Raw genomic sequence first — 22,295 nt, 5'->3', positions numbered from 1 at the left:
CGACGAGCTCAGGCGGCCAGCGGCGTGTAGGTGGTGGTGCGCTGCCGGGCCGGACGGCCGATGCCCTCGGCGATCGCCGTCAATTCCTCGACCGACTTCGATGACCCGTTTTCCGAGCCCGCCATCCGCGAGATGGTCTCCTCCATCAGCGTTCCGCCCAGATCGTTGGCACCACCGTTGAGCATCACCCGAGTGCGCTCGATACCCAGCTTCACCCAGCTGGTCTGGATGTGGGAGATCCTGCCGTGCAGCATGATCCGCGCCAGCGCATGCACCGCGCGGTTGTCGCGGTGGGTCGGGCCCGGACGCGCGCCACCGGCCAGGTACAGCGGGCTGGACTGGTGCACGAACGGCAGCGGCACGAACTCGGTGAATCCGCCGGTGCGGTCCTGGATACCGCGCAGCACATTGATGTGCCCCACCCAGTGCTTGGGGGTGTCGACGTGGCCGTACATCATCGTCGACGACGATCGCAGCCCGACCTCGTGGGCGGTGCTGATCACGTCGATCCATTCCGAGGTGGGCAACTTGCCCTTGGTCAGCACCCAGCGCACCTCGTCATCGAGGATCTCCGCCGCGGTGCCCGGGATCGAGCCCAACCCGGCCTCGCGCAGGCTGGTCAGCCACTCCCGCAATGACAGTCCGCTGCGGGTGACGCCGTTGGAGATCTCCATCGGAGAGAACGCGTGCACATGCATCGAGGGCACCCGGGCCTTCACCGCGCGCACCAGGTCGACGTAGCCGGTGACCGGTAGCTCGGGATCGATCCCGCCCTGCATGCAGACCTCGGTGGCGCCGACGACATGGGCCTGCCAGGCCCGCTCGGCGACCTCTTCGGTGGACAGGGAGAACGCGTCGGCATCGCCCTTGCGCTGCGCGAACGCGCAGAACCGGCAGCCGGTGTAGCAGATGTTGGTGAAGTTGATGTTGCGGTTCACCACGTAGGTGACGTCGTCGCCGACGGCGTCGCGGCGCAGCGAGTCGGCCAGTGCGGCAACGGCATCCAGCGCGGGACCGTCGGCAGTGGCCAGCGCCAGGTACTCGTCGTCGCTGCACCCGCCGGGATTGCGTTCGGCCGCGCGCAAGGCGGCCAGCACATCGGTGTCGATCCGCTCGGGGGCACGGGCCGCAAGCTCGGACACCTTCTCCCGGATGGACTCCCAGTCACCGAACGCGCTGTCGAGATCGCTGCGGGTCTCGGTGAGACGGCCCTCGGAATCGATCGCCTCATGCAGATCGGTCCGGCCCAGGGACTCGGATGCCTCGTCGGGCTCCTGCCACGGCCGGCCCTGCGGATTGACATCGCGCGCCAAACCGGTGTCGGGGTCGGCCAGCGCATCGACATGCCCCCGGACCCGGGGATCGATCCAGGCCGCACCGGCCTGGACGTACTGCGGTTGCGCGGTGAGCCGCTGCACCAGGTCGTATCCCGCGGCCGCGGTCACCGAGGCCAAGTCGTCGAGGTTCGGCCACGGCCGCTCCGGGTTGACATGGTCGGGGGTCAGCGGCGACACGCCACCCCAGTCGTCCACACCGGCACCGATCAGCGCCAGGCATTCCTGCCGGGACACCAGATTCGGCGGCGCCTGGATGCGCATCTTGGGACCCAGCACCAGCCGGGTCACCGCGATGGTGGCCAGAAAGTCCTCGATCCCGGCGTCGGGCACCGCGGCCATCGCGGTGTGATCCTTGGCCCGGAAGTTCTGCACAATGACTTCCTGGACATGACCGAACGCCTTGTGCGACTTGCGGATCGCATGCATGGTCTCGGCACGCTCGACCAGCGTCTCACCGATACCGACCAGCAGGCCGGTGGTGAACGGGACCGACAGCCGGCCCGCGTCGTCCAGGGTGCGCAGCCGAACTTCGGGATCCTTGTCCGGGCTGCCGTAGTGAGCCAGGCCCTTGGTCTCGAACAGCCGTCGCGATGTCGTCTCCAGCATCATGCCCATGGACGGCGCAACGGGTTTCAGCCGCGACAGCTCGGTCCAGCTCATGACACCGGGGTTGAGGTGGGGCAGCAGCCCGGTCTCCTCGAGCACCCGGATGGCCATCGCGCGGACGTAATCGAGGGTGGAATCGTACCCGCGTTCATCGAGCCACTGCTTGGCTTCCGGCCAGCGCGCCTCGGGACGATCACCGAGGGTGAAAAGCGCTTCCTTGCAGCCCAGCTCGGCGCCCTGGCGGGCCACCTCGAGGATCTCGTCGGGCTCCATGAACATGCCCTTGCCCTCGGCGCGCAACTTGCCGGGCACCGTCACGAACGTGCAGTAATGGCAGGTGTCCCGGCACAGGTGGGTCACCGGGATGAAGACCTTGCGTGAGTAGCTGACCGGCAGCCTGCCGGTGGCGCCGCGGCGGCCGGCGGATTCCAGACCGGCGTCACGCACCCGGGCCGCACTGGTGCACAGGTCGGCCAGATCCTCGCCGCGTGCGGTCATCGCGATGGCGGCTTCGTCCACGTTCAGGGCGACGCCGTCGCGGGCGCGGCGCAGTACGCGCCGCAGGGCGGACGGGTTGGACTTCGGCGGGACCACCGGGCTGGGCAGATCGGAGCCGTGCTGGGGGTTCAGAGCCACTCCCGTGTAACCCCGGCATGGACGCGGATCATCCGCGCGTCTCACTATCTGAAACAGCTGCGCCTGGCATAAGGGTCACGATAGCTGTCCACGAGCTGCGCGACGCGAGCCACGTCCCTTCCGCTGTCGAATAGGCCCTCAAACAACTGCCGGTCCCGTAAATTGATGTCCGATACATCTCAATCGGAGGTGCTGGTGCCATGGAATTTTCGGTTCGCTCTAGCCTCACCACAGCCGTTGCCGCCGTTTCGGCCGTAGCCATCGCCGCCGCCCCGTCGGTTGCCGAACCCGGCCATCACCCGGCCCCCACCTCAGCATCCCCGCTGGTGCGAGTCGTCGCGCAACCCGTGCAGTTGAGCGCCGCGGTCACGCCGCTCGCCACCGCATCGGTGGCCGACCTTCCGAGCCTTCTCACCGACTTCGTACAGCGCATCGTCGTGCCGCCGAGTTCGTCGGCATCGTTTCCCAGCCCGCAGTTTCCGCCGGTCGTTGTCGGCAACTCCCTGAGCAGCGGTATCAAGAACATCTACAACGCCGTCGAGCCCTGGGTGGAGTGGGGCTTCGAGGTGGCCGCCTACGCGGTGGGCTGGGTTCCCTGGGTGGGCTGGCTCTCCCCGCAGATCATGATCTTCTACTACCTGGGCGAGCGCATCGTCCGCAGCATCACCTTCAACATCGCCGACTGGATCGGCGGATCGGTGTCCTTCGCGCAAGGGCTGCGTAACGTCGCCGTGGACACCATCAACTCGTTCATCTACTTCGCGAACGATCAGTTGGCGTTCTGGCTGCCGCCACTGCCACCGATCCCGCCGATTGGTGGCGGCCTGCTGACGACAACCCAGACCGCAGCTGTGGAGCTGACCGGCGCGCGCACCGCGGTACAGGTCGCCGCGGGGGTCGGCACCGCGCCGGCCGATGAGGGCACCGCCGAAGAAACGTCGACGCCCTCGGCCGAGGAGCCCGTCCAGACGCCCATCGACACCGCACCCGAGGACATCGAGCCTGCCCAGCCGTTCGAGACGCCGCCCGCCGACGTCGACCCGAAAGAGGACGAAGACCTGCAGGACGTCGAAGACCCGAAGGACGACGAAGGCCTCACCGACGAGGATGCCGAGCAGGACGTGGACCTCGAGGACAAGACCGACGTCGAGGACAAAGCCGACGTCGACGCCGAGGCAGGGATCGAGAAGCCGGATACCGAGACCGACGACCTCAAGCCGGATCCGAAAGCCGACAGCGACCCGGACGACAAGCCAGAGACCAAGCCCGACACGAAACCTGACACCAAGCCCGATACGAAGCCCGACACCAAGAAGGACGCGGGCTCAGGCTCCGACGAGTAGCCCGCCGCGTCGCGCCGATCGCAGCACCGCGGCGGCGGGCAGCGCCCCGACCACGATGAGCAACAGGACCGCGTAGGCCATCACGCCGACGCCGCCGAACACCAGGTCACTGCCCGGGCCGCCGAAGGTCAACGCGAGCACGGTGATCAACCAGGTCCACAACGGCAGCGCGGCGACCCGCGTCGACGTGGTCCAGTGCAATGCCGCCCACACCAGGGCGGCGTTCACCGCACCGCTGATGAGCATGCTGATCGGAAACGGAACCGAACCAAGCCGCAGCGGCAGCAGAAAGGCCGCCGCCAGAGCGGACAACACGCCGTCGACGGCGAGCACCGAAAGGACGACGGGCGGCAGCCAGGCCGGCCCGTCGGGATGTTCCGCTGTCAGGTCGGGATGCTGTCGAGCAGCGCGACCAAGGAGCCGATCACCCACTGAAGGTTGTCGGCGCGGTCCTGTTGATGCTGCAGGTTGGGATCCAAATCCGGGTCCATGTCGCAGACCTTACCGCCTCCGCGCCCCACTATCGCAGATTCAGCCCGGCCAATAGATCGGTCTCGATACCGTCGACGCCGCGTTCCCCGGCGGCCAGCACGTAGTGCTCGACACCCCACAGCGGCAACGCGATCTTGTTGGACAGCGCCATCGACCGGCCGTCGGGCGCCACGGTGACCTGAGTGGCGTGCGCTCTCAGCGCGGCGGCCTTCGCCGGCAACTGCGCCGACGCGTCGATGACCGCGTCGACGCGGTCATCGGGGAACGCGAACGAGAAGTCCTCGGCCTTGATCACGACCCAGTCCGGTGGGGGGTCGCCGATATTGCGGAAGCCATCGACGAACCCGGACGCCGCCATCACCGTCCAGTAGAACTTCGGCACCGGCCAGGACAGTTCGGAACAGGCGGCCACCGCGGCGGTGCTGAGCTCGTGGACCCGGATGTGGTCGGGATGGCCGTACCCACCGTTGGGGTCGTAGCCGACCACCACGTGCGGCCGGAACTCCTGGATGACGGTCACCAGTTCGGCGACGGGCTCGTCCAGCGGCGCGTCCACGAAACGCTGGCGGTGCCGCGCCGGTGTCCCCGGCATCCCGGAGTCCCGCCAGCGTCCGGCCCCGCCCAGATAGTGCGGTTCTCCCGCACCGAGCTCGGCCAGCGCCGCGGTGAGCTCGGTGACCCGGTACCCGCCGAGCTGGTCGGCCGCGTCGACCGCGAGACCGGCCCAGCGCTCGCCGATCACCTCGCCTTCCTCGCCCATGGTGCAGGTGATCACCCGCACCTCGGCGCCCTGAGCGGCGTAGTGCGCGATGGTCGCGCCGGTGGTCAGCGATTCGTCGTCGGGATGAGCATGGACAAAAAGTAGCCGCGGTGTCTCCACTCCCCTAGGTTTACCGTGTGTCGCCAGCGGACGCGAGAAACGGGCGTCGAGCACTGGAATTCGGCTGCGCGGTGATCGCGATCGGTCTGCTCGCCGGGGTCGCCGGTATCGCGACGACGCTGCTGCTGCACGGCATCGAGCACCTGACCTATCACTACAGTTTCGGCAGTCTGCTGGACGGCGTCGATGACAGCGGCCACATCCGTCGCGCCGTCGGCCCGATGGTCGGTGGCGCGCTGGCCGGTCTGGGCTGGTGGCTGCTGCGCCGGCACGCGGCCGTCCCGAAACTGTCGGCCACCATCGCCGCACACCGGCCGCTGCCCCGGGTGTCGATGGCGATCGACGCCGGCCTGCAGGTCCTCGTCGTGGGCGCCGGCGCATCGCTGGGGCGCGAGGGCGCACCGCGGCAGCTGGCCGCGGTCTTCGGCGATGCGGCGATATCGCGGTGGGCCCTGACGGCACGCGACCGGGAGATCCTGCTGTGCTGCGCGGCCGGTGCCGGGCTCGGGGCGGTGTACGGCGTGCCGCTGGGCGGCGCCCTGTTCAGCATCAGCATCCTGCTGCACAGCTGGCATCCGCGGGTCGTCGGCACCGCCCTGATCACCTCGAGTCTCGGTGTCGCGGTGGCCTCTCCGGTCACGCATCTGGAGAACTCGTTGCGCTGGCCGGACGCGAGCCTGTCCTATCTGTTCGTCGGACTCGCTGTGGTCATCGCGCCGCTGGCGGTCGGCGTCGGCATCGCGTTCAACCGGATCACCGCGACCAGCAAGGCCCCGTCCGCCTCCTGGGTGCTGATCCCCGGGATCGCCGCGGCCGGCCTGCTCACCGGGATCTGCTCCATCTGGTGGCCGGAGCTGCCCGGCAACGGCCATAGCATCCTGGTGGTCAGCGTCGACAGTGACCTGACCATCACCGCGGCGCTGGCCATCCTGGCGCTCAAGCCGGTACTGACGGCACTGTTTCTGCGGGCCGGCGCGGTGGGCGGGTTGCTCACCCCGGCCCTGGCGACCGGCGCCGCGGCGGGATCGGTTGCCGCACTGGCGCTCAACGAGTTCACCGACCTGCACGTCAACGTCGCTGCGGTCGCACTCACCTGTGCCGCCGGGGTTCTCGCGATCACCCAGCGCGCGCCGGCGTTTGCGGCGCTGTTCGTCTGGGAACTCGCACATCCCCCGGTGTGGCTACTCGCGGTGTTCGCGATCGCCGCCTATGCCGCCCATGAGATCTGGCGCAGAACCGTCAGGGCTGCTTGACCCAGGCCCCGGCATCGCCGACGATCCCGACCGGTACCGGACCGGTCAGGCTGACCCCGGCCACCCGCGGGGCGGCCGCGACGATCGTGGTGTCCTGCAGGATCGGCAGCACCGTGGACAGATCCCATAGCCGGGGCTCGACGACGTCGATCACCTTGTCGATCTCCTCGGTGCCGCGCAGCGCCGCATCGATTCTCGGTTGGATGCTGCGATCACAGATCCCGGTGAGGTTACTGGGCGCCTGCACCAATTCCCCGGTGCTCTCCGGGGATTCGGGGGCCTCGGTGCCCGTGGTGGTCGGAGTCGACGCCGGCGGCGCGGACGTGACGGTGCTCGACGTCCGCGGCGGCGAGGTGGTGGCGGTGACGCTGGGTGCGGGTGTCACGGTGGACACCGGGGTTGCCTCCAACGCGGGACAGCCGTAGCGCGATGCCAGCGAGGTCGCCAGATCGCCTCCGGCACTGTGCCATCCGACCACCGCGTCGATGGAGTTGTCGATCATGGCCTCGCCGTACAGGGTCACCGGATCCAGCGCGGACACCGACGCGGTGATGCCGACATTGCGCAGCTGGTCGGCGGCGGTGTTGGCCACCGCGATCGACGTCGGATCGTTGGCGGCCACCCCGAGGACGATTTTCAGTGACTCACCGTCTTTGATGATCTGGCCGCGCGCCTCGTCCGGCCCGGGGGTTCCGGGTGTCGTCGTCTGCGGTGTCTCCACCGGCTGCACCTGGTAGCCGGCATCGGCGAGCAGACCGAGCGCCGCCTCCGACGTGATGGCCGGCGGTGCGGTCGGCACGTACCCGGGATCCGACGGTGAGCGCACCTGCGCCTGCGCCAGGGTCACCGTGTTGTCGGATCCGGCGCCGACGGCGGCCAGCAGATCGACGTCGAGCAGACCGAACAGCGCCTTGCGGACCCGCAGATCGGTCAGGGCCGGCTGCTGGGCGCGCAGCGTCAACTGCATGACGCGCGGCCCGACGATGCGGTCGGTGCGCACATCCGGGATGGCCGACAGTTGCGCGAAGGCCGCCTGCCCGCCGTGCACCTGGGCCACCTGGGTGTCCCCGTTGCGGATCGAATCAGCCAGCGCGGCAGGCGATCCGGCGCGACGGAAGAGGATCTGATCCGGTTTCGCCGGCTCACCCCAGTAGCGGTCGTTGCGGGCGAGCAGGATCTCGTCGCGCTGCGGGTCGATGTTGTCCACCCGGAACTGGCCGCCGGTGACCGGCAGCGCCCGGGCCAGCCCGGCGCCGAAACCGCCGGGTACGTCCTTGACGATATGGGCGGGCAGGATGTCGTTGAACAGCTCCCGCCACGCCGGGTAGGGCTGGGAGAAGGTGACGACCGCGGTCTTACCGCCCTCCACCGACTGCACGCCGGTGATGAGGTCATAGCCGGCGGGGTCGACCACCCCGGGGTGACTGACCATCTGGCGCCACAGGTACCAGTAATCGTCGGCGCCGATCGGCGCGTTGTCGGTCCATGCCGCCTCCGGCCGGATCTTGTAGGTGACGGTGAACGGGTTCTCGTCGGTCACCTCAGCCGATACCAGCAGGGTGGGGTCCATCTCCCACCGCGATCCGGTCAGCGTCGCCGCATCCGAGATCGGGCGGAACGAACTCGGCAGCACCAGAGACGAGATCGCGGCGTTCACCGGGGACTGATCGGACAGCAGATGCGGATTGAACCCGGCACCGATCGCGTCGATGGCCATGATGATCTGCATGGCCTTGGCCGGTGCGGGCGGCGGCGTCGACACCGTCTCGGTGCTCTGCGGCGCGGGCGGCGGGCTGACCGTGCAACCGGCCAGAACCAGCGCCGACAGCGCTGCCACGGGCACGAAGAAGCGGTGTCGGGCTGACGGCACGAGATTCAGGGTATCGGGCCGGCGCAATCTCAGGAGTTCTGCTGCTTGGCGCGCGACTTCGCCCGGGCCCGCAGGCTGGCAGTGAGCTCGAGTTTGCGCACCCGCACGATCTCCGGGGTGACCTCGACGCACTCGTCCTCGGCGCAGAACTCCATGGCCTGCTCCAGGCCGAGCTCCAGCGGACGAGCCAGCGTCTCGAAGACGTCGGCGGTCGAGGACCGCATGTTGGTCAGCTTCTTTTCCTTGGTGGCGTTGATGTCGAGGTCCTCGGCACGCGGGTTGATGCCCACGACCTGACCCTCGTAGGTGTCCTGGCCGGGCTCGACGAAGAACTGCCCGCGATCGGCGAGCTGGGTCATGGCGAACGGCGTGATCTTGCCGGAGCGGTCCGAGACCAGCGAGCCGGTGTGGCGGGCCCGGATCTCGCCCGCCCAGGGGCGGTACCCCTCGAACACCGCGTTGGCTATGCCGGTGCCGCGGGTGATCGTCAGGAAGTCGGTGCGGAAACCGATCAGGCCACGGCTGGGCACGATGAAGTCCATCCGGACCCACCCGGCGGCATGGTTGGTCATGTCCTCCATGCGGCCCTTGCGGGCGGCCATCAGCTGGGTGATGGCACCGACGAACTCTTCCGGGGTGTCGATGGTCATCGCCTCGAACGGCTCGTGCAGCTTGCCGTCGATGGTCTGGGTGACCACCTGCGGCTTGCCGACGGTCAGCTCGAAGCCTTCGCGGCGCATCTGCTCGACCAGGATGGCCAGCGCGAGCTCGCCACGGCCCTGGACTTCCCAGGCGTCCGGACGACCGATGTCGACCACCTTGATCGACACGTTGCCGACCAGTTCGGCGTCCAAGCGGCTCTTCACCATGCGCGCGGTCAGCTTGTGCCCGGACACCTTGCCGGCCAGCGGCGAGGTGTTGGTGCCGATGGTGACCGAGATCGCGGGCTCGTCGACGGTGATACGCGGGAGTGCATGGGCGTGCTCGATATCGGCCAGGGTGTCGCCGATCATGATCTCGGGCATGCCCGCGACGGCCACGATGTCACCGGCGACGGCTTCGTCGGTGCTCGTCCGCTCCACGCCGACGGTGACGAGCAGTTCGGTGATCTTGGCGTTGGTGATGACGGGATGGCCGTCCACCTCACGCATCCAGGCCACCTGCTGGCCCTTCTTCAGCTTGCCCTTGTAGATACGGACCAGCGCGAGACGGCCCAGGAACGCCGACGCGTCGAGGTTGGTCACCAGCGCCTGCAGGGGTGCCTCCGGATCGCCCTGCGGCGGCGGGATGTGCTCCAGCAGGACGTCGAACAGCGGGTCGAGATTTTCCCCGTCGGGGTTCTCGCCGTTGGCGGGCTCGGTGGTGCTGGCGATGCCCGCACGCCCCGAGGCGTACAGGACCGGCAGTCCGAGAGCGAATTCTGCGGCGTTCTGGGCTTCGTCGTCGAGGTCGGAGGCGACATCGAGCAGCAGGTCATGGCTCTCGGAGACGACCTCGGCGATCCGCGCATCCGGGCGGTCGGTCTTGTTGACGACCACGATCACCGGCAGGTGCGCGGCGAGCGCCTTGCGCAGCACGAAGCGGGTCTGCGGCAGCGGGCCCTCAGACGCGTCGACCAGCAGCACGACACCATCGACCATGGACAGGCCGCGCTCCACCTCGCCACCGAAGTCGGCGTGGCCCGGGGTGTCGATGACGTTGATGACGGTCATGGACCCGTCGGGGTTCCGGCGGTGCACCGCGGTGTTCTTGGCCAGGATGGTGATGCCCTTTTCCTTCTCAAGGTCACCGGAGTCCATCAGACGTTCGATGGCATCATCACCGCGGTGCGACAACGCACCGGACTGCCGCAGCATTGCATCGACCAGGGTTGTCTTACCGTGATCGACGTGCGCGACGATGGCTACGTTGCGAAAGTTCGGGCGAGAATCCACGTAGGGCATTGTCGCAGTGTGGGCACCCGATCACGAAAACGACCGATTTCTGCGGAAGGCGTGAGTGAAGAAGCTGCTGTCGGCCAAGCCGAAGAAGAAGTGTTGCCGCAGCAAGCCGCGCTGCAAGAAGTGTCCGCTGGTGTTGCACAAGGTGCAGAAGGCCGCGCACAACGGAATGCGGGGCAAGGACCTGGAGAAGGTGTACAAACTCGCCCGAAAGACGTAATGACCTGGGTCGATACCTGTCGCTGACGCCGTGGCGGGCGTACCGTTGAGGTACCCGTCGGACGTTCTTGGAGGTATCGATCATGACGGTTTATCAGGTACTCACAGTGGCGGTGATCGTGGTGCTGGCACTGGCTGCGACAGCGGCGATCTATCTCGGATTACTGAACTGGTTCGGCGCCGCGTACGTGGTGCGGTGTGCCGCATGTCACCATCTGACGCTGTCTTCGGCCAAGGACCCGCAGGCGTCCTGCCCGCACTGCCGGCATCCGGCGCTGTTGCACCCGATCTACACGGCGGGCCACCGCGGCCAGCCGGTGCGCGTGGTCGGCGACCGCCTGCGGTACTAGCACGATCCGTGCAGCCCCGCCCATAACCAGCACGGGTGGGACCGCGCCGACCGCTGCCGACACGCATGCCCCGCAAAGTCTTCGAAAACTCTCAGCTTCGTTCAATTGACCTATGCGTCAATAGATTTGGATGACCCTCCACAGCGCACGGTGCCGCCAAAGCGCTTGCGTCCGAAATCAATTGGTAACGTTCGCCACTCCTGCGCGATGTACCGAGCGACCAGAGCGGTCCGCTGTGACGAAGGGTTTGTGCCGATGCCTGTGACCACCCGAAACCACTCCTCAGGTCGCTACGCTCCTGCCCGCCGGAGCCTTGTCCGGATGGCCACCAGGCTGACCGTTGTCGGCATCGGGGCCGCCGTCGTCGCCGCGGCGTTCGTGACCGTCGGCGCAGCAACCGCGAGCGCCGAGGTCACCGAGGTCGCACCCCGGCCCAACGTGTCCAGTCGCCAGGCGATCCTCGTCGACAAGAACGCGCTCCGGCGGTCGGGGCAGGGTGTCGCCCGCGGCGCCGGGGCCGAGAACCGGCGCGCCGGCAGCGGCGGGGTCATGGCCCAGGGCGAGGTCCGCGACAGCGTGATCGCGGTGCCGGGCACCTCGTCGGCCCCGTTCGGCGTCCGCGCCAACGGAGAGTTCCGCCAGGGCGCGCCCATCGGCGCCTGGTAAACGGAGTCAGAACGCCAGTGCCGCAGCCAGATCCGGCACCCAACCGCGGTCGGCCGGCACCCATGCCAGGTCGTCCAATTCGTGGGCGCGGACCCAACGCAACGCACGATGGTCGTGTGGCAGCGGGCTGCCGGAGGCGCAGGTGACCAGGTAGGCGCGCAATGTCATCGCGTTCGGCAGTGCCACGTCCGCACCGACGCGCGCACCGACGGTGACCGCGATGCCGAGTTCTTCACGGAGCTCACGAACCAGCCCGTCGGCGTCGCTCTCTCCCGCGGCGACCTTGCCGCCCGGCAACTCCCACAGGCCGGCCAGCTCGGGTGGCCGTTTTCGCTGTGCGACCAGCAATGCACCCTGTGAAATGAGCGCTCCCGCAACGACGATCTGCCCGGCCATCGCGGTTGACGGTATACCGTCGAGGACATGGCTGTGTTAACCAACGACCAAGTCGACGCCGCACTGCCCGATCTGAACGGCTGGCAGCGATCCGACGGCGCACTGCGCCGCTCCATCGAGTTTCCGGCGTTCCTCGAAGGGGTCGACGCCGTGGGCCGCGTCGCCGAGCTGGCCGAACAGAAGGACCATCACCCCGATATCGATATCCGTTGGCGGACGGTGACTTTCGCGCTCGTCACGCATTCCGCGGGCGGTATCACCGATCAGGATCTGGAGATGGCGAAGGCGATCGATCAGCTGCTCGGCGACTAACGGCAAGCCACCCCAAGGTGGCCAGCGTGGCCACCGGGTAGACCATGCCCGCCCAGGCAAGGTGCCACGGGCGTTCGATCTCCCAGATCGTCGGCTGCGCGAAGCTCAGCAGCCATGGCACCCCGATCAGGGTCAGCGCCAGCCACCCCCAGCCCAGCACGCGGGCGCCGAGCCGTCCTCGCAGCGGGCCGTGCAGCAGCCAGATCATCAACGGGATCAGCCAGACCCAGTGATGCGTCCACGAGATCGGGGAGAGCAGCAGCCCGAACAGCTGGACCGTGACGATGCCGCCGAGACGGTCTGCGGTACCGATCGCCCGCCACGCCAGCAACGCCAGCAACGCGGTCAGCACCAGCGCGGCGAGCACGATGGGCCCGTAGCCGGCGTCGTAGCCGAGAATCCGTGAGATCGCGCCGCGCCAGGACTGGTTGAACGAGGTGCCGATCGGGCCGACACGACGAGCATCACCCAGCAGATCGGTGAAGTAGTAGCGCGCCTGGTCGCCGACCACCAGAGCCGACACGCCGATGGTGGCCAGGAAGACCGCCGCGGAGAACACCGCCACGCCCCACCGGCGCACACCGACGAAGTACAGACCCGCGACGGCCGGGGTGAGCTTGACACCGGCGGCCAGCCCCACCAGCAGGCCCGACCACCACCATCGGGTGCTCTGCACCGCGCACAGCACGGCGAGCACCAGCAGCACGTTGATCTGGCCGTAGTCGAAGGTGCTGCGCAGCGGCTCGGTCCAGATGCCGACGGCGGTCCACAACATCGCCGGGCGCAGATCGGTGCGACCGAGCAGCCGCAGACTGATCCGCACCACGCCGTAGAGGGCGGCGAAGATGCCGAGCTGCCAGATGAAGGCCACCATGCCGAACGGCAGCAGGCTCAGCGGATAGAACACCACAGCCGCGAACGGCGGGTAGGTGAACGGCAGCGGGAAGTCCGGCGTCTGCTCGGCGTAGACGTAGTCGTAGAGCGCGCCGGGGTGCTCCAGAGTCTCGGCGCCACCGACGTAGACGTGCAGGTCGACGAAGTTGGCGCCGTTGGGTACCAGATAGGTCCAGGCGAGGCGCGCGGCGATGCTGACCACCATCAACAGCGGCGCCCAGCGATACAGCTGTGCCGTCGGACCGGTGGCGCGGATGGTGTCTACGGCTCCGACTCTAATGACCTGCCGGTTGCTCGCCCGCCCGGTCACCATCGGCGTACACCTCCGTAACGGTTGGATAAATGCCACTCTTGTCACTTGAGTAACACCAGTAACTCCGTACCTTCAGGTTGAGACGTGCCGTCAACGAAATGGGGAGACTCGTGTCACCAGCCAGAAAAGCGTTTGCCGCCAGCATGATTGCCGGAGCAGGCGCCGTCGCCACCGCCCTGATGCTCAGCCCGACCGCGGTCGCCGAACCGGCCCCGCTGCCGCCCGCACCTGCGCCGGCACCCGCCATGCCGAATATTCCGTTCATGAACCAGCTCGCCGGCCTGCCTGCCGCCGCACCCGGCCTGATCCAGGGGCTCGCCTCGGCGTTCACCGGAGGCGGCGGGCAGTCGACCCTGCCGGTCGATCCGATCACGCCGTCCGCTCCGGTCGCCAGCGCATCGCTGAACCTGCCGCCGACCCCGGGCGTGGCCTCCGCGCTGCCCGCGGCGGCGGCTGCCGCTCCGGCAGTCGCCGGTGTGCAGAACATGGTCCCGGAGGGCCTGGCGTCCCTGATCCCGGCCGGCACCCCGCTGGCGGGTCTGCTGCCGCAGACCGGTGCTGCCGCGCCGGCCGCGCCGGGCGTCCCGGCCGCGCCGGGCGTGCCTGCCTCGTCTCCGGCCGATGCAGCGGCCCAGTCACTGGTGCCGATGTTCCTGCCGGTCTCCGCGCTGCCCTGACCGCCGGCCGTAACCGTCACCGAACAACTCACCAGGGGGAAGTCATGCCATCGATCCGGACAATGCTGACCAGCACCACGGCCTGCGCGCTCGTGGCGCTGGGCAGCGGAGTCGCGATCCCTGCCAACGCCGAACCGGCCGCGCCCATGCCGCTGCCGATCAACGGCCTGCAGGCACCGGGGCTACCGGCGATGGAGACTCTCGGCCCGGCCATCCAGCAGGCCGCTGCTGATCCGGGCAATGCCGCATCGATGCTCATGGCCGCCGCCGCGGCGTTCGCCGGAAACGCGGCGGCGCCGTCCGATTCGCTGAATGTCGCGTCCGCTGTGAACCAGTTCGTGTCCGAGCCGCAGGCACATGTGCCTGCGGCCGGCGCGGGCGCGGAAGCCCATCTGCCCGCAGGGGTGGACCCGGCCTTCTCCGTCGGGCCCATCCCCATGGCGGTGCCCACCGCACCCGAGGCCGTCGTCCCGCCGGTGGATGCACCGGCACCGGCTCCCGAAGCGGCACCAGCTCCTGCTCCCGAGGCCGCGCCGCTGGCGGTACCCGCACCGGAGGCCGCCCCCGCGCCCGGTCCCGCGCCGGCACCCGCTCCCGCGGCCGGCACCATGCCCGACTTCGGCCCCGACGCGCCGACCACCCAGGACTTCATGTACCCGTCGATCAGCAATGGCTGCGGCGTGGACGGCGGCAACGTGCTGGCCACGGCGATCTCGGTCGCCGGCCCCGCGAAGATCCCCGCACCCGGCCCGGTCGCCGGACAGACCGCCTACGTGTTCACCGCGGTCGGCACACCCGGCCCGGCGGCCGAGCAGAAGCTGCCGCTGAACGTGACATGGGTGAACCTCACCACCGGCAAGTCCGGTACCGCGACGCTCAAACCGCAGGCCGATATCAACCCCGCAGGACCGACCACGCTGACCGCCATCGCCGAGACCGGCTCGGGCAGCATCATGTCGACGATCTTCGGTCAGGTCTCCACGACCGAGAAGCAGTGCCAGTTCATGCCCACCATCGGTTCGACGGTGGTGCCGTAACCCGCCCGCCCAGCGCGAGCGTGCGCTCAGATCACGGTTCTGCTCGGATGCGCGATCTGAGCGCACAGTCGTGACGGTGCGCTAGTACGCCATGAAGAGGATCATCTCGCGGTCGTATTCGCGGCCGGGATGAGACTCCGAGAGGTGGGTCTGCGCCTTCTCGACGAGATCGTCTTCGTTCTCACCTTGAATCGCCTCGCCGCACGGGCAGTTCAGATGTGTCTTAGCCATATGTCCACAATCGCATACGCATGATGGTGGGCATGGACATCTACCACGTTATGCGCACAACTGGGGCGGTCCGTGTCTTCACCGGCGAACCGCTGCCCGACGAAACGCTGACCCGGATCCTCGACAACGCCCGCTTCGCGCCGAGCGGCGGGAACCGTCAGGGCACCCATGTCGTGGCGGTTCGCGATCCCGCCACCCTGCAAGCCCTCGCCGATCTCACCGATACCGGGTTCCGGCGCTATATCGCCCAGCAACGCCACGGGGAGAGCCCGTGGAACCCGCTGCACCCCATGGGTGTGTCGGCCGACGAGTTGGCCGCGGTGCGCGTCCCCCGGGCGGCCCAGCTGCTGGACGCCGATGTGGCGCTGGTGATCTGCGTCGACCTCGGTGTGGTGGCGGCGTTCGATCAGGATCTCGATCGCATCGGCCTGGTGGCGGGCGCGTCGGTGTATCCGCTGGTGTGGAACATCCTGCTGGCGGCGCGTAGCGAGGGCTTCGGTGGCGTGCTCACCACGATGGTGGTGCCCGAGGAACCGAAGGTGAAAGAACTGCTCGGGATCCCCGGGGACTACGCGATCGCCGCGGTGGTGCCGCTGGGCAAGCCGGTCAAGCAGTTCACCAAGCTCACCCGCAAACCGGTCTCGGAGTTCGTCACCCGGGAACGGTTCGACGGGCCGGCGTTCTAGGCTTTCGCAGCCTTGGCTGCCGCCTTCATCTTTTTCTTGTAGGCCCGGACCTCCTGCAGCGATCCCGGGTCGACGACATCGGCCACCGACATGTGGGTGCCGGCCTTGCCGTAGTCCCCCGCCGCGGCCCGCCACCCCTTGGGCGTCACCCCGTACTGCTTGCCCAGCAGCGCCAGGAAGATCTTGGCCTTCTGCTCGCCGAAGCCCGGCAGCCGCTTGAGCCGTCGCAGCACCTCGGCGCCGTCGGGCTCACCGCCGGTCCACAGTGCGGTGACATCACCGTCGTAGTCGTCGACGATCGCCTGGGCCAGCGCCTGCACCCGCTTGGACATCGAGCCCGGAAAACGATGAATGGCAGGGGTTTCCGAACACAGCGCGACGAACTCGTCGGGGTTGTAATCGGCGATCTGGCGGGCGTCGACCGCACCGATACGGTCGGCGATCTTCTTCGGGCCCGCGAAGGCCGTCTCCATCGGGATCTGCTGATCGAGCAGCATCCCGACCAGGAGCGCGAACGGGCTCGCCGAAAGCAGTTCATCAGCCTCGCGGTCCTGGGCCAGGCAGAGGTCCACAGTCATGCCCAGCAGCCTACGGCGGCACCTGGCGGCCGCCGATCTCGATTGGGACATACGCTGGGCTCCCGGGCTCTGCGCAACCCTGAACTCGGGGGGTGAGAGTTCCAGAACGTCGTATTGAGCGGCATACTTTGCGCAAATAGGGGGCATATGGATGCGAATCCTCTCTGCCCGGAAAGAGGCGTCATGAATCGCCCCGCCCATGTCGACGAGACCATTCGCGCTGCCATGGTGCAGCTCATTCGCGGTCACGCGAAAGACACCGCGTTGGAGCACGCCTTGTTCAGCATCACCAGTAGTGCTGTGGAACTGATCGAGGGCGTGGACTTCGCCGACATGCTGGTCATGTACGAAGGCGAAGGGCGGTCCGTCGCGCCGACCATGCCGCTGGCTGTCGAACTCGGTACGGTCCAACTGAGCCATCAACAGGGCCCGTGCCTGGACGCGGCGATCAAAGAGACGCTGATCATCAGCACCGACCTGCGCGAAGAAATACGGTGGCCCTCCTTCGCTCCGGCAGCGGTGGCCGTCGGGGTCCACGCGATCGTGTCCTACCGGCTCATCCCCCAGCACAAGGCCACTGGGGCATTGAATTTGTTCAGCCATGAACCGCGCTCGCTTGACGAGGCGGGCAAGACGATGGGCGCACTTCTGGCGACCATGGCCACGGTCGCGATGATGACCGCCGTTCGCGAGGAGCAGTTCGAGACTGCGCTGGCAAGCAGGGATGTGATCGGACAGGCCAAGGGAATACTGATGAACCACTACCGGGTCGACGCCGATCGCGCATTCGAGATGCTTCGCAGCCTGTCCCAGCACGACAACATTCCCCTGCGAACGATCGCGCTGCAGATCATCGACAACTTCTGAGGGAGCCCTGCGACGTTTGGGCAGCCCTCGCCCAGGGCACACGAGAATCAGCGGAAGTGGCATGGGCGAGGGTTGCGTCGTCTTTCCGCTAGGTGAGCCGCAGGCAGCCCACGTTGAGCAAACAGCGGCCCGGTTATTGCCGTACGCGCCGAGTTCCGGCACGACCGCAACCCGCCCGCCGCCGGTTCGCGAACCAACCGCAGGATGGGCGCCTGGACGGGCCAGGACGGCGAATCCGCGGACGATATCCGCGCCGTGTGCGAACGTGTTGAGCACGAACGCGCAGGACCTGGCCCGTGGGAGATGGATATGAGACGCGTCATTGCACCGCTTGTCGCGGCGGTTGCCGCCTCTGTTGCCTTCGCCGGGACCGCCGCGGCGATACCCGAGCAGGGCACCCCGGCGTTCGACGAATACCTGGGCGGACTGCAGCGCAATGGCTACAACCTAAATCCGGACACCGCGTGGCGCGCCATGCATCAGGCGTGTGTGGGCGGACTGCCCGGATACATCGGCCTGGAATTGGCCGCTCAGGGCGTGATCGGTCCCGGCGCCCAGGAACGGGTGTTCGACGTCGCCAGAAAGTACGCCTGCCCAGTTCAGTAGTAGGCCCCCACGGGCATGGCCGCGGTTTAAGGTGGCCGCACGATGTCGGGTCAGATCGCGCTGACGCTGGCGGTCGCGCTGCTGCTGGCGGCGGTGGCCGCCGTTCTCGTGGTGCGCACCCGCCGCGTCGTGGCCACCCCCACCGAACGCGCCGTGCACGCCGCCCTGCACACCGCCTCGCTGGCGGCGCGCGCGCTGCGTCAGGGCCTGGACTCCGGATCCGCGGCCACCGCCGCGCCCTTTCTGCGCGGACTCACCGGCACCGACGGTGTGGCCCTGTTCAACGGCCACGGTGAGCTGCTGGCCGCCGACCCCGACGACGAGCTGATCTGGCAGCCCGATATCGCCGAAACCTGTGCGTCCACCGCCGCGGAGTCGATCGCCGGCGAACGCCGCGTACTCAACGGTGTGCGCGCCTCCACGGTGGTGGCCCAGCCGCTGTTGGCCGAGAACGGTGATGTGCTGGGCGTGCTGGTGGTCGTCACCGCGGGCAGCCCGGGCCCCGGGATGCTCGGCGCGATCGGCGAAGTCGCGCGTTACGCCGCCAGCCAGATCGAACTGGCCGAACTCGACGCGTCCCGGGCCCGGCTGGACAAGGCCGAGGTACTGGCACTGCGCGCGCAGATCAGCCCGCACTTCATCTACAACGCGCTCAACACCATCGCCTCGTTTGTGCGCACCGATCCGGCCCGCGCCCGCGAACTCATCCTGGAGTTCGCCGATTTCACCCGCTACTCGTTCCGGGCCGCCGGGCAGTACACCACCCTGGCCGAGGAACTGCGCAACATCGACCGCTACCTCACCCTGGAGCGGGCCCGGTTCGGCGCCGCGCTGACGGTCCGCCTCCAGGTCGCCCCCGAGGTACTCAACGTGGTGGTGCCGTTCCTGGCGCTACAACCGTTGGTGGAGAACGCGGTCCGGCACGGACTGGCCGGCCGCGGCGGCGGATCGGTGGAGATCGTCGCCAACGATGCCGGCTCGGACTGCGTCATCACCGTCGAGGACGACGGCGCCGGAATGGATCCCGACACACTGCGGGCCGGCCAGGGCGACGCGCTGGCCGACCGTGCTGTCGACCAGTCCGCACACGTCGGCCTGACCAATGTCGACCATCGGCTGCGCGCAGCGTTCGGCAACGATTACGGTCTGGTGGTCGAAACGGCTGTTGGGGCGGGGACCAAGGTCATCATGCGGGTACCGAAGTTCCGCTCCGGTGTGCGGGCCAGCGGAGGTGTGGCGTGACAGGTCTGGTGGTCCTTGCCGTCGACGATGAGGCGCCGGCGCTCGACGAGCTGGCCTATCTGTTGGGCCAGCACCCCGATATCACCTCGGTGCACACCGCGGGGGACGCCACCTCGGCTCTGCGCGAACTCAATGCCCATCCCATCGACGCCGTGTTCCTGGACATCAACATGCCCGGCCTGTCCGGCATCGAACTCGCCGGCGTGCTGCGCAACTTCGCGAACCGGCCCGCGGTGGTGTTCGTGACCGCGCACGACGACAAAGCGGTTGCCGCCTTCGATGTCGGCGCCGTGGACTACCTGCTCAAGCCGATCCGGCAGAACCGGCTCGACGAGGCTGTGCGCCGGGTGACGATCGCGCGCAACAATGAGCCCGAACCGCCCGACGATCCGGAAGCACCCGACTCCGATGTCATCCCGGCCGAGCTCGGCGGTATCACCCAACTGGTGCCGCGGGAGACCATCGGCTGGGTGGAGGCCGAAGGCGACTACGCCCGGCTACACTCGGCCACCGGAGCCCACCTGGTCCGAATCCCGTTGAGTGTCTTGGAAACCCGCTGGCGCGATCACGGCTTCCAGCGCATACACCGGTCCTACCTCGTCTCCTTGCGGCTGGTGACCGGGCTGCGCACCGCAGAGGGCGCGGTGCTGGTGCGGCTACGGGCCAACGGCGCCTCCCCCGCGGTGGAACTCCCGGTGAGCCGGCGCCAGGCCCGCGAGCTTCGTGACCGGCTGGTTCGGGACCCGATGCGCAACCTCAAGCCGGCGGGCTCCGATGACTGAACGACCGGAACGTCAACGGGTGGTGCTCGCGCACCGCCGCGGCGCGCGGATGGTGCGGACCCGCGTCGAAGTCCAGGAGCAGACTCAGGTGGGCGATGCGTTGGTGCGCGGTCTGATGCGCGCGCAGCTGGGGCTCGCGCTGCGACTGGGTGCGGTCGTGGTGTTCGCCGTGGCCGGCATCGTGGTGTTGAACAGGGCGGCACCGGATCTGACGGTGTTCGGGATGCGGCTGAACTGGCTGCTGCTGGCGGTGTTGGCCTATCCCCTGCTCTACGGTGTGGGACGGCTCTACGTGCGGCTGGCCGAACAGGGCGAGAAGGACTTCGTCCGGGTCGTCGACAGCGAACCGTGACCGGCTCACCGCTGACGGCAGCCGCCCTGCTGATCGCGGCGATCGCCACCGTGGTCATCGGCAGCTGGGGAGTCCGGCTGTCGCGCACCACCTCGGATTTCCTGGTGGCCTCCCGCAGTGTCGGTCCGCGCTGGAACGCTGCCGCAATATCCGGTGAATATCTATCCGCCGCATCATTTCTCGGGGTCGCCGGGCTGATCGCGAAGTACGGCGCCGACGCCCTGTGGTATCCCGTCGGTTTCACCGCCGGCTACCTGGGACTGTTGTTGTTCGTCGCCGCCCCGCTGCGCCGCTCGGGTGCCTACACGGTGCCCGACTTCGCCGAGTTCCGGCTGGGCTCGGCGCGACTGCGCAAGGTGGCCATGCTCGTCGTGGTGATCATCTGCGTGTTCTACCTGGCACCGCAGTACCAGGGCGCCGGTCTGGCGCTGAAAACGCTTCTCGGCATGCCGGTGTGGACCGGCCCCGTCCTGGTCGGCGCGATCGTCATCACCAATGTGGTCGGTGGCGGAATGCGCTCCATCACCTTCGTGCAGGCATTCCAGTACTGGCTGAAACTCACCGCGATCGCCATCCCGGCGCTGGCGCTGCTCGGCCTGTTCGTGACCGACCGTGGCGAATTGGGCGGTCCGCTGCCGCCGAGCGTCGACCGCGAGACGACCGTGCAGGTGGAGACCGATGTGGTGGTCCAGGTGGTCGACCCGTCCGGGATCACGATGACCGGCCTGCTTGACGGGAAGACGGTGCGCGACGCCACCTTCGGCGCTCCGGGCGAACACACCATCGGCGCCGGGACCAGCCTCACGCTGGCCGCCGGCGCCGCCACCCCGGTGGTGGCCGGCACGCCGAGCACCGGGAGCGAATGGATCGTCTCCGGCGGCGGGCTGGGCGGCGGCCATCCGCTGTATCAGGTGATCTCGATCATCGTGGCGACCTTTCTCGGCACGATGGGCCTGCCACATGTGCTGGTGCGGTTCTACACCAACCGCGACGGGCGGGCGGCACGGCGGACCGCGCTGGCCGTCATCGCGCTGCTGTCGTTTTTCTACCTCTTCCCCACCCTGCTCGGGGTGTTCTCCCGGCTGTACGTGCCGCAACTGCTGATCACCGGAACCGCCGATGCCGCAGTGCTGTTGGCGCCGGGCTCGGCCATCGGCGGAGCGCTCGGTCAAATGCTGGCCGCACTGGTCGCGGCGGGCGCCATCGCGGCATTCCTGGCGACCTCGTCGGGGTTGCTGGTCAGCATCGCCGGTGCGCTGGCCACCGATGTGATGCGCGGCCGGGTCCGCGACTTCCGCATCGCGGCGGTGATCGGCGGCGTCATCCCGATTCCGCTGTCCCTGCTGGTGGCCGATCTGGAACTGTCCCGCACCGTCGGCCTGGCGTTCGCCGTCGCGGCCTCCACCCTGTGCCCGCTGCTGGTGCTCGGCATCTGGTGGCGCGGGCTGACCGCCACCGGTGCCGCCTGCGGGTTGATCGTCGGCGGACTCGCCTGTGGTAGCGCGGTTTTGGTGGAGATCACCGGCGGGATCGACGAGAACGTGCTGGGCGGTTGGCCCGCGGTGATGGTCGGCTATCCCGCCGCGGTGAGCGTTCCGGTGGCGTTCGCGACCATGATCATGGTCAGTCGGTTCACCCGCGCGACCCCGAACGTCGCGCAGATCTTCGCCCGGATGCACGTCCCGGAACGGCTCGGCATGGGTGTCGAACGTCTACCAGAAGGCCGCTAA

At 68.3% G+C, this 22,295-nt stretch carries 24 protein-coding genes; 15 read left to right on the top strand and 9 right to left on the bottom strand.

Annotated elements, in window-relative coordinates; all coding sequences use genetic code 11:
• Positions 1 to 8: 8 nt before the first annotated feature.
• Positions 9 to 2,579, bottom strand: coding sequence for a bifunctional FO biosynthesis protein CofGH (locus tag EXE63_RS22840; protein ID WP_168143806.1), 2,571 nt, complete (start codon positions 2,577 to 2,579; stop codon positions 9 to 11).
• A gap of 200 nt (positions 2,580 to 2,779) precedes the next feature.
• Between EXE63_RS22840 and EXE63_RS22835 the strand changes: the two genes are divergently transcribed.
• Positions 2,780 to 3,922, top strand: coding sequence for a hypothetical protein (locus tag EXE63_RS22835; protein WP_168140748.1), 1,143 nt, complete (start codon positions 2,780 to 2,782; stop codon positions 3,920 to 3,922).
• Here the strand turns inward: EXE63_RS22835 and EXE63_RS22830 are convergent.
• Both EXE63_RS22830 and mshB read right to left on the bottom strand, forming a co-directional pair.
• Entirely contained in the window at positions 3,905 to 4,354 is a 450-nt protein-coding gene (locus EXE63_RS22830; RefSeq protein ID WP_168143805.1) for a hypothetical protein, read from the bottom strand. The two genes, EXE63_RS22835 and EXE63_RS22830, sit on opposite strands and share 18 nt — an antisense overlap.
• An 88-nt stretch (positions 4,355 to 4,442) precedes the next feature.
• Complete coding sequence (gene mshB, locus EXE63_RS22825; protein ID WP_168143804.1) at positions 4,443 to 5,294, bottom strand: N-acetyl-1-D-myo-inositol-2-amino-2-deoxy-alpha-D-glucopyranoside deacetylase; 852 nt, start codon at positions 5,292 to 5,294, stop codon at positions 4,443 to 4,445.
• Between the two features lie 17 nt (positions 5,295 to 5,311).
• Here mshB and EXE63_RS22820 point away from each other — a divergent pair, with 17 nt between their 5' ends.
• Positions 5,312 to 6,547, top strand: coding sequence for a chloride channel protein (locus EXE63_RS22820; protein ID WP_234904239.1), 1,236 nt, complete (start codon positions 5,312 to 5,314; stop codon positions 6,545 to 6,547).
• Here EXE63_RS22820 and EXE63_RS22815 read toward each other — a convergent pair.
• Positions 6,534 to 8,417: an ABC transporter family substrate-binding protein gene (locus EXE63_RS22815; RefSeq protein WP_168143803.1), complete on the bottom strand. Its 1,884-nt coding sequence runs from the start codon at positions 8,415 to 8,417 to the stop codon at positions 6,534 to 6,536. The two genes, EXE63_RS22820 and EXE63_RS22815, sit on opposite strands and share 14 nt — an antisense overlap.
• A gap of 29 nt (positions 8,418 to 8,446) precedes the next feature.
• Complete coding sequence (gene typA / locus EXE63_RS22810) at positions 8,447 to 10,360, bottom strand: translational GTPase TypA (protein ID WP_168143802.1); 1,914 nt, start codon at positions 10,358 to 10,360, stop codon at positions 8,447 to 8,449.
• A gap of 55 nt (positions 10,361 to 10,415) precedes the next feature.
• Between typA and EXE63_RS22805 the strand changes: the two genes are divergently transcribed.
• The 3 genes from EXE63_RS22805 to EXE63_RS22795 all read left to right on the top strand — a co-directional run bounded on the left by EXE63_RS22805 (position 10,416) and on the right by EXE63_RS22795 (position 11,592).
• On the top strand, positions 10,416 to 10,577 hold the full coding sequence (locus EXE63_RS22805; RefSeq protein ID WP_105365278.1) for a hypothetical protein: 162 nt from the start codon (positions 10,416 to 10,418) through the stop codon (positions 10,575 to 10,577).
• Between the two features lie 82 nt (positions 10,578 to 10,659).
• Positions 10,660 to 10,926, top strand: a complete 267-nt coding sequence (locus EXE63_RS22800) for an FmdB family zinc ribbon protein (protein ID WP_168143801.1) — start codon at positions 10,660 to 10,662, stop codon at positions 10,924 to 10,926.
• Positions 10,927 to 11,247: 321 nt separating this feature from the next.
• Positions 11,248 to 11,592 (top strand): hypothetical protein, encoded by a 345-nt coding sequence (locus EXE63_RS22795; protein WP_168143800.1) that lies wholly within the window; start codon positions 11,248 to 11,250, stop codon positions 11,590 to 11,592.
• Positions 11,593 to 11,598: 6 nt separating this feature from the next.
• Here EXE63_RS22795 and EXE63_RS22790 read toward each other — a convergent pair whose 3' ends face one another.
• Positions 11,599 to 11,988, bottom strand: a complete 390-nt coding sequence (locus EXE63_RS22790; RefSeq protein ID WP_168143799.1) for a (deoxy)nucleoside triphosphate pyrophosphohydrolase — start codon at positions 11,986 to 11,988, stop codon at positions 11,599 to 11,601.
• Between the two features lie 27 nt (positions 11,989 to 12,015).
• Here EXE63_RS22790 and EXE63_RS22785 point away from each other — a divergent pair, with 27 nt between their 5' ends.
• Positions 12,016 to 12,300, top strand: coding sequence for a 4a-hydroxytetrahydrobiopterin dehydratase (locus EXE63_RS22785; protein WP_168143798.1), 285 nt, complete (start codon positions 12,016 to 12,018; stop codon positions 12,298 to 12,300).
• Here the strand turns inward: EXE63_RS22785 and EXE63_RS22780 are convergent.
• A complete protein-coding gene (locus EXE63_RS22780) occupies positions 12,245 to 13,507 on the bottom strand; it encodes a mannosyltransferase (RefSeq protein ID WP_168143797.1) in 1,263 nt (420 codons plus the stop codon). The genes EXE63_RS22785 and EXE63_RS22780 overlap by 56 nt on opposite strands.
• 143 nt (positions 13,508 to 13,650) lie before the next feature.
• Here EXE63_RS22780 and EXE63_RS22775 point away from each other — a divergent pair, with 143 nt between their 5' ends.
• Both EXE63_RS22775 and EXE63_RS22770 read left to right on the top strand, forming a co-directional pair.
• Positions 13,651 to 14,184 (top strand): hypothetical protein, encoded by a 534-nt coding sequence (locus tag EXE63_RS22775; RefSeq protein WP_234904238.1) that lies wholly within the window; start codon positions 13,651 to 13,653, stop codon positions 14,182 to 14,184.
• Between the two features lie 44 nt (positions 14,185 to 14,228).
• Entirely contained in the window at positions 14,229 to 15,221 is a 993-nt protein-coding gene (locus EXE63_RS22770; protein ID WP_168143795.1) for an Rv1157c family protein, read from the top strand.
• 81 nt (positions 15,222 to 15,302) lie between these two features.
• Here the strand turns inward: EXE63_RS22770 and EXE63_RS22765 are convergent, their stop codons facing one another.
• Entirely contained in the window at positions 15,303 to 15,452 is a 150-nt protein-coding gene (locus tag EXE63_RS22765; RefSeq protein ID WP_105363430.1) for a DUF1059 domain-containing protein, read from the bottom strand.
• 32 nt (positions 15,453 to 15,484) lie between these two features.
• Here EXE63_RS22765 and EXE63_RS22760 point away from each other — a divergent pair, with 32 nt between their 5' ends.
• On the top strand, positions 15,485 to 16,138 hold the full coding sequence (locus EXE63_RS22760; protein ID WP_168143794.1) for a nitroreductase family protein: 654 nt from the start codon (positions 15,485 to 15,487) through the stop codon (positions 16,136 to 16,138).
• Here EXE63_RS22760 and EXE63_RS22755 read toward each other — a convergent pair.
• The gene (locus tag EXE63_RS22755; protein WP_168143793.1) at positions 16,135 to 16,716 is read right to left on the bottom strand and encodes an HhH-GPD-type base excision DNA repair protein; all 582 of its coding nucleotides are present in this window, start codon (positions 16,714 to 16,716) and stop codon (positions 16,135 to 16,137) included. The genes EXE63_RS22760 and EXE63_RS22755 overlap by 4 nt on opposite strands.
• Before the next feature lie 114 nt (positions 16,717 to 16,830).
• Between EXE63_RS22755 and EXE63_RS22750 the strand changes: the two genes are divergently transcribed.
• The 6 genes from EXE63_RS22750 to EXE63_RS22725 all read left to right on the top strand — a co-directional run bounded on the left by EXE63_RS22750 (position 16,831) and on the right by EXE63_RS22725 (position 22,295).
• Positions 16,831 to 17,583: a GAF and ANTAR domain-containing protein gene (locus EXE63_RS22750; protein ID WP_168143792.1), complete on the top strand. Its 753-nt coding sequence runs from the start codon at positions 16,831 to 16,833 to the stop codon at positions 17,581 to 17,583.
• A 303-nt stretch (positions 17,584 to 17,886) separates the two neighbouring features.
• On the top strand, positions 17,887 to 18,189 hold the full coding sequence (locus EXE63_RS22745) for a DUF732 domain-containing protein (RefSeq protein WP_168145719.1): 303 nt from the start codon (positions 17,887 to 17,889) through the stop codon (positions 18,187 to 18,189).
• 42 nt (positions 18,190 to 18,231) lie between these two features.
• Positions 18,232 to 19,431: a sensor histidine kinase gene (locus EXE63_RS22740; protein ID WP_168143791.1), complete on the top strand. Its 1,200-nt coding sequence runs from the start codon at positions 18,232 to 18,234 to the stop codon at positions 19,429 to 19,431.
• Positions 19,428 to 20,213: a LytR/AlgR family response regulator transcription factor gene (locus EXE63_RS22735; protein ID WP_168143790.1), complete on the top strand. Its 786-nt coding sequence runs from the start codon at positions 19,428 to 19,430 to the stop codon at positions 20,211 to 20,213. Before EXE63_RS22740 ends, EXE63_RS22735 begins: the two co-directional genes overlap by 4 nt.
• Positions 20,206 to 20,565 (top strand): hypothetical protein, encoded by a 360-nt coding sequence (locus tag EXE63_RS22730; RefSeq protein WP_105363425.1) that lies wholly within the window; start codon positions 20,206 to 20,208, stop codon positions 20,563 to 20,565. The genes EXE63_RS22735 and EXE63_RS22730 overlap by 8 nt, the downstream gene beginning before the upstream one ends.
• Positions 20,562 to 22,295 carry a sodium/solute symporter gene (locus EXE63_RS22725; RefSeq protein ID WP_168143789.1) on the top strand — a complete coding sequence of 578 codons (1,734 nt, stop codon included), beginning with the start codon at positions 20,562 to 20,564 and terminating at the stop codon, positions 22,293 to 22,295. The genes EXE63_RS22730 and EXE63_RS22725 overlap by 4 nt, the downstream gene beginning before the upstream one ends.

The organism is Mycolicibacterium frederiksbergense (genome assembly GCF_012223425.1).
GTDB lineage: Bacteria > Actinomycetota > Actinomycetes > Mycobacteriales > Mycobacteriaceae > Mycobacterium > Mycobacterium frederiksbergense.
The sequence above is the reverse complement of the archived record's forward strand: the minus strand, read 5'-3'. Positions and strand labels throughout refer to the sequence as shown.

Excerpts from the sequence above, each read along its gene's own strand:
- EXE63_RS22785 (WP_168143798.1), top strand. The coding sequence starts at position 12,016 with ATGGCTGTGTTAACCAACGACCAAGTCGACGCCGCACTGCCCGATCTG.
- EXE63_RS22800 (WP_168143801.1), top strand. The coding sequence starts at position 10,660 with ATGACGGTTTATCAGGTACTCACAGTGGCGGTGATCGTGGTGCTGGCA.
- EXE63_RS22790 (WP_168143799.1), bottom strand. The coding sequence starts at position 11,988 with ATGGCCGGGCAGATCGTCGTTGCGGGAGCGCTCATTTCACAGGGTGCA.
- EXE63_RS22835 (WP_168140748.1), top strand. The coding sequence starts at position 2,780 with ATGGAATTTTCGGTTCGCTCTAGCCTCACCACAGCCGTTGCCGCCGTT.
- EXE63_RS22765 (WP_105363430.1), bottom strand. The coding sequence starts at position 15,452 with ATGGCTAAGACACATCTGAACTGCCCGTGCGGCGAGGCGATTCAAGGT.
- EXE63_RS22760 (WP_168143794.1), top strand. The coding sequence starts at position 15,485 with ATGGACATCTACCACGTTATGCGCACAACTGGGGCGGTCCGTGTCTTC.
- EXE63_RS22780 (WP_168143797.1), bottom strand. The coding sequence starts at position 13,507 with ATGGTGACCGGGCGGGCGAGCAACCGGCAGGTCATTAGAGTCGGAGCC.
- EXE63_RS22755 (WP_168143793.1), bottom strand. The coding sequence starts at position 16,716 with ATGACTGTGGACCTCTGCCTGGCCCAGGACCGCGAGGCTGATGAACTG.
- EXE63_RS22770 (WP_168143795.1), top strand. The coding sequence starts at position 14,229 with ATGCCATCGATCCGGACAATGCTGACCAGCACCACGGCCTGCGCGCTC.
- EXE63_RS22775 (WP_234904238.1), top strand. The coding sequence starts at position 13,651 with ATGATTGCCGGAGCAGGCGCCGTCGCCACCGCCCTGATGCTCAGCCCG.
- EXE63_RS22730 (WP_105363425.1), top strand. The coding sequence starts at position 20,206 with ATGACTGAACGACCGGAACGTCAACGGGTGGTGCTCGCGCACCGCCGC.
- typA (WP_168143802.1), bottom strand. The coding sequence starts at position 10,360 with ATGCCCTACGTGGATTCTCGCCCGAACTTTCGCAACGTAGCCATCGTC.
- EXE63_RS22795 (WP_168143800.1), top strand. The coding sequence starts at position 11,248 with ATGGCCACCAGGCTGACCGTTGTCGGCATCGGGGCCGCCGTCGTCGCC.
- EXE63_RS22745 (WP_168145719.1), top strand. The coding sequence starts at position 17,887 with ATGGATATGAGACGCGTCATTGCACCGCTTGTCGCGGCGGTTGCCGCC.
- EXE63_RS22740 (WP_168143791.1), top strand. The coding sequence starts at position 18,232 with ATGTCGGGTCAGATCGCGCTGACGCTGGCGGTCGCGCTGCTGCTGGCG.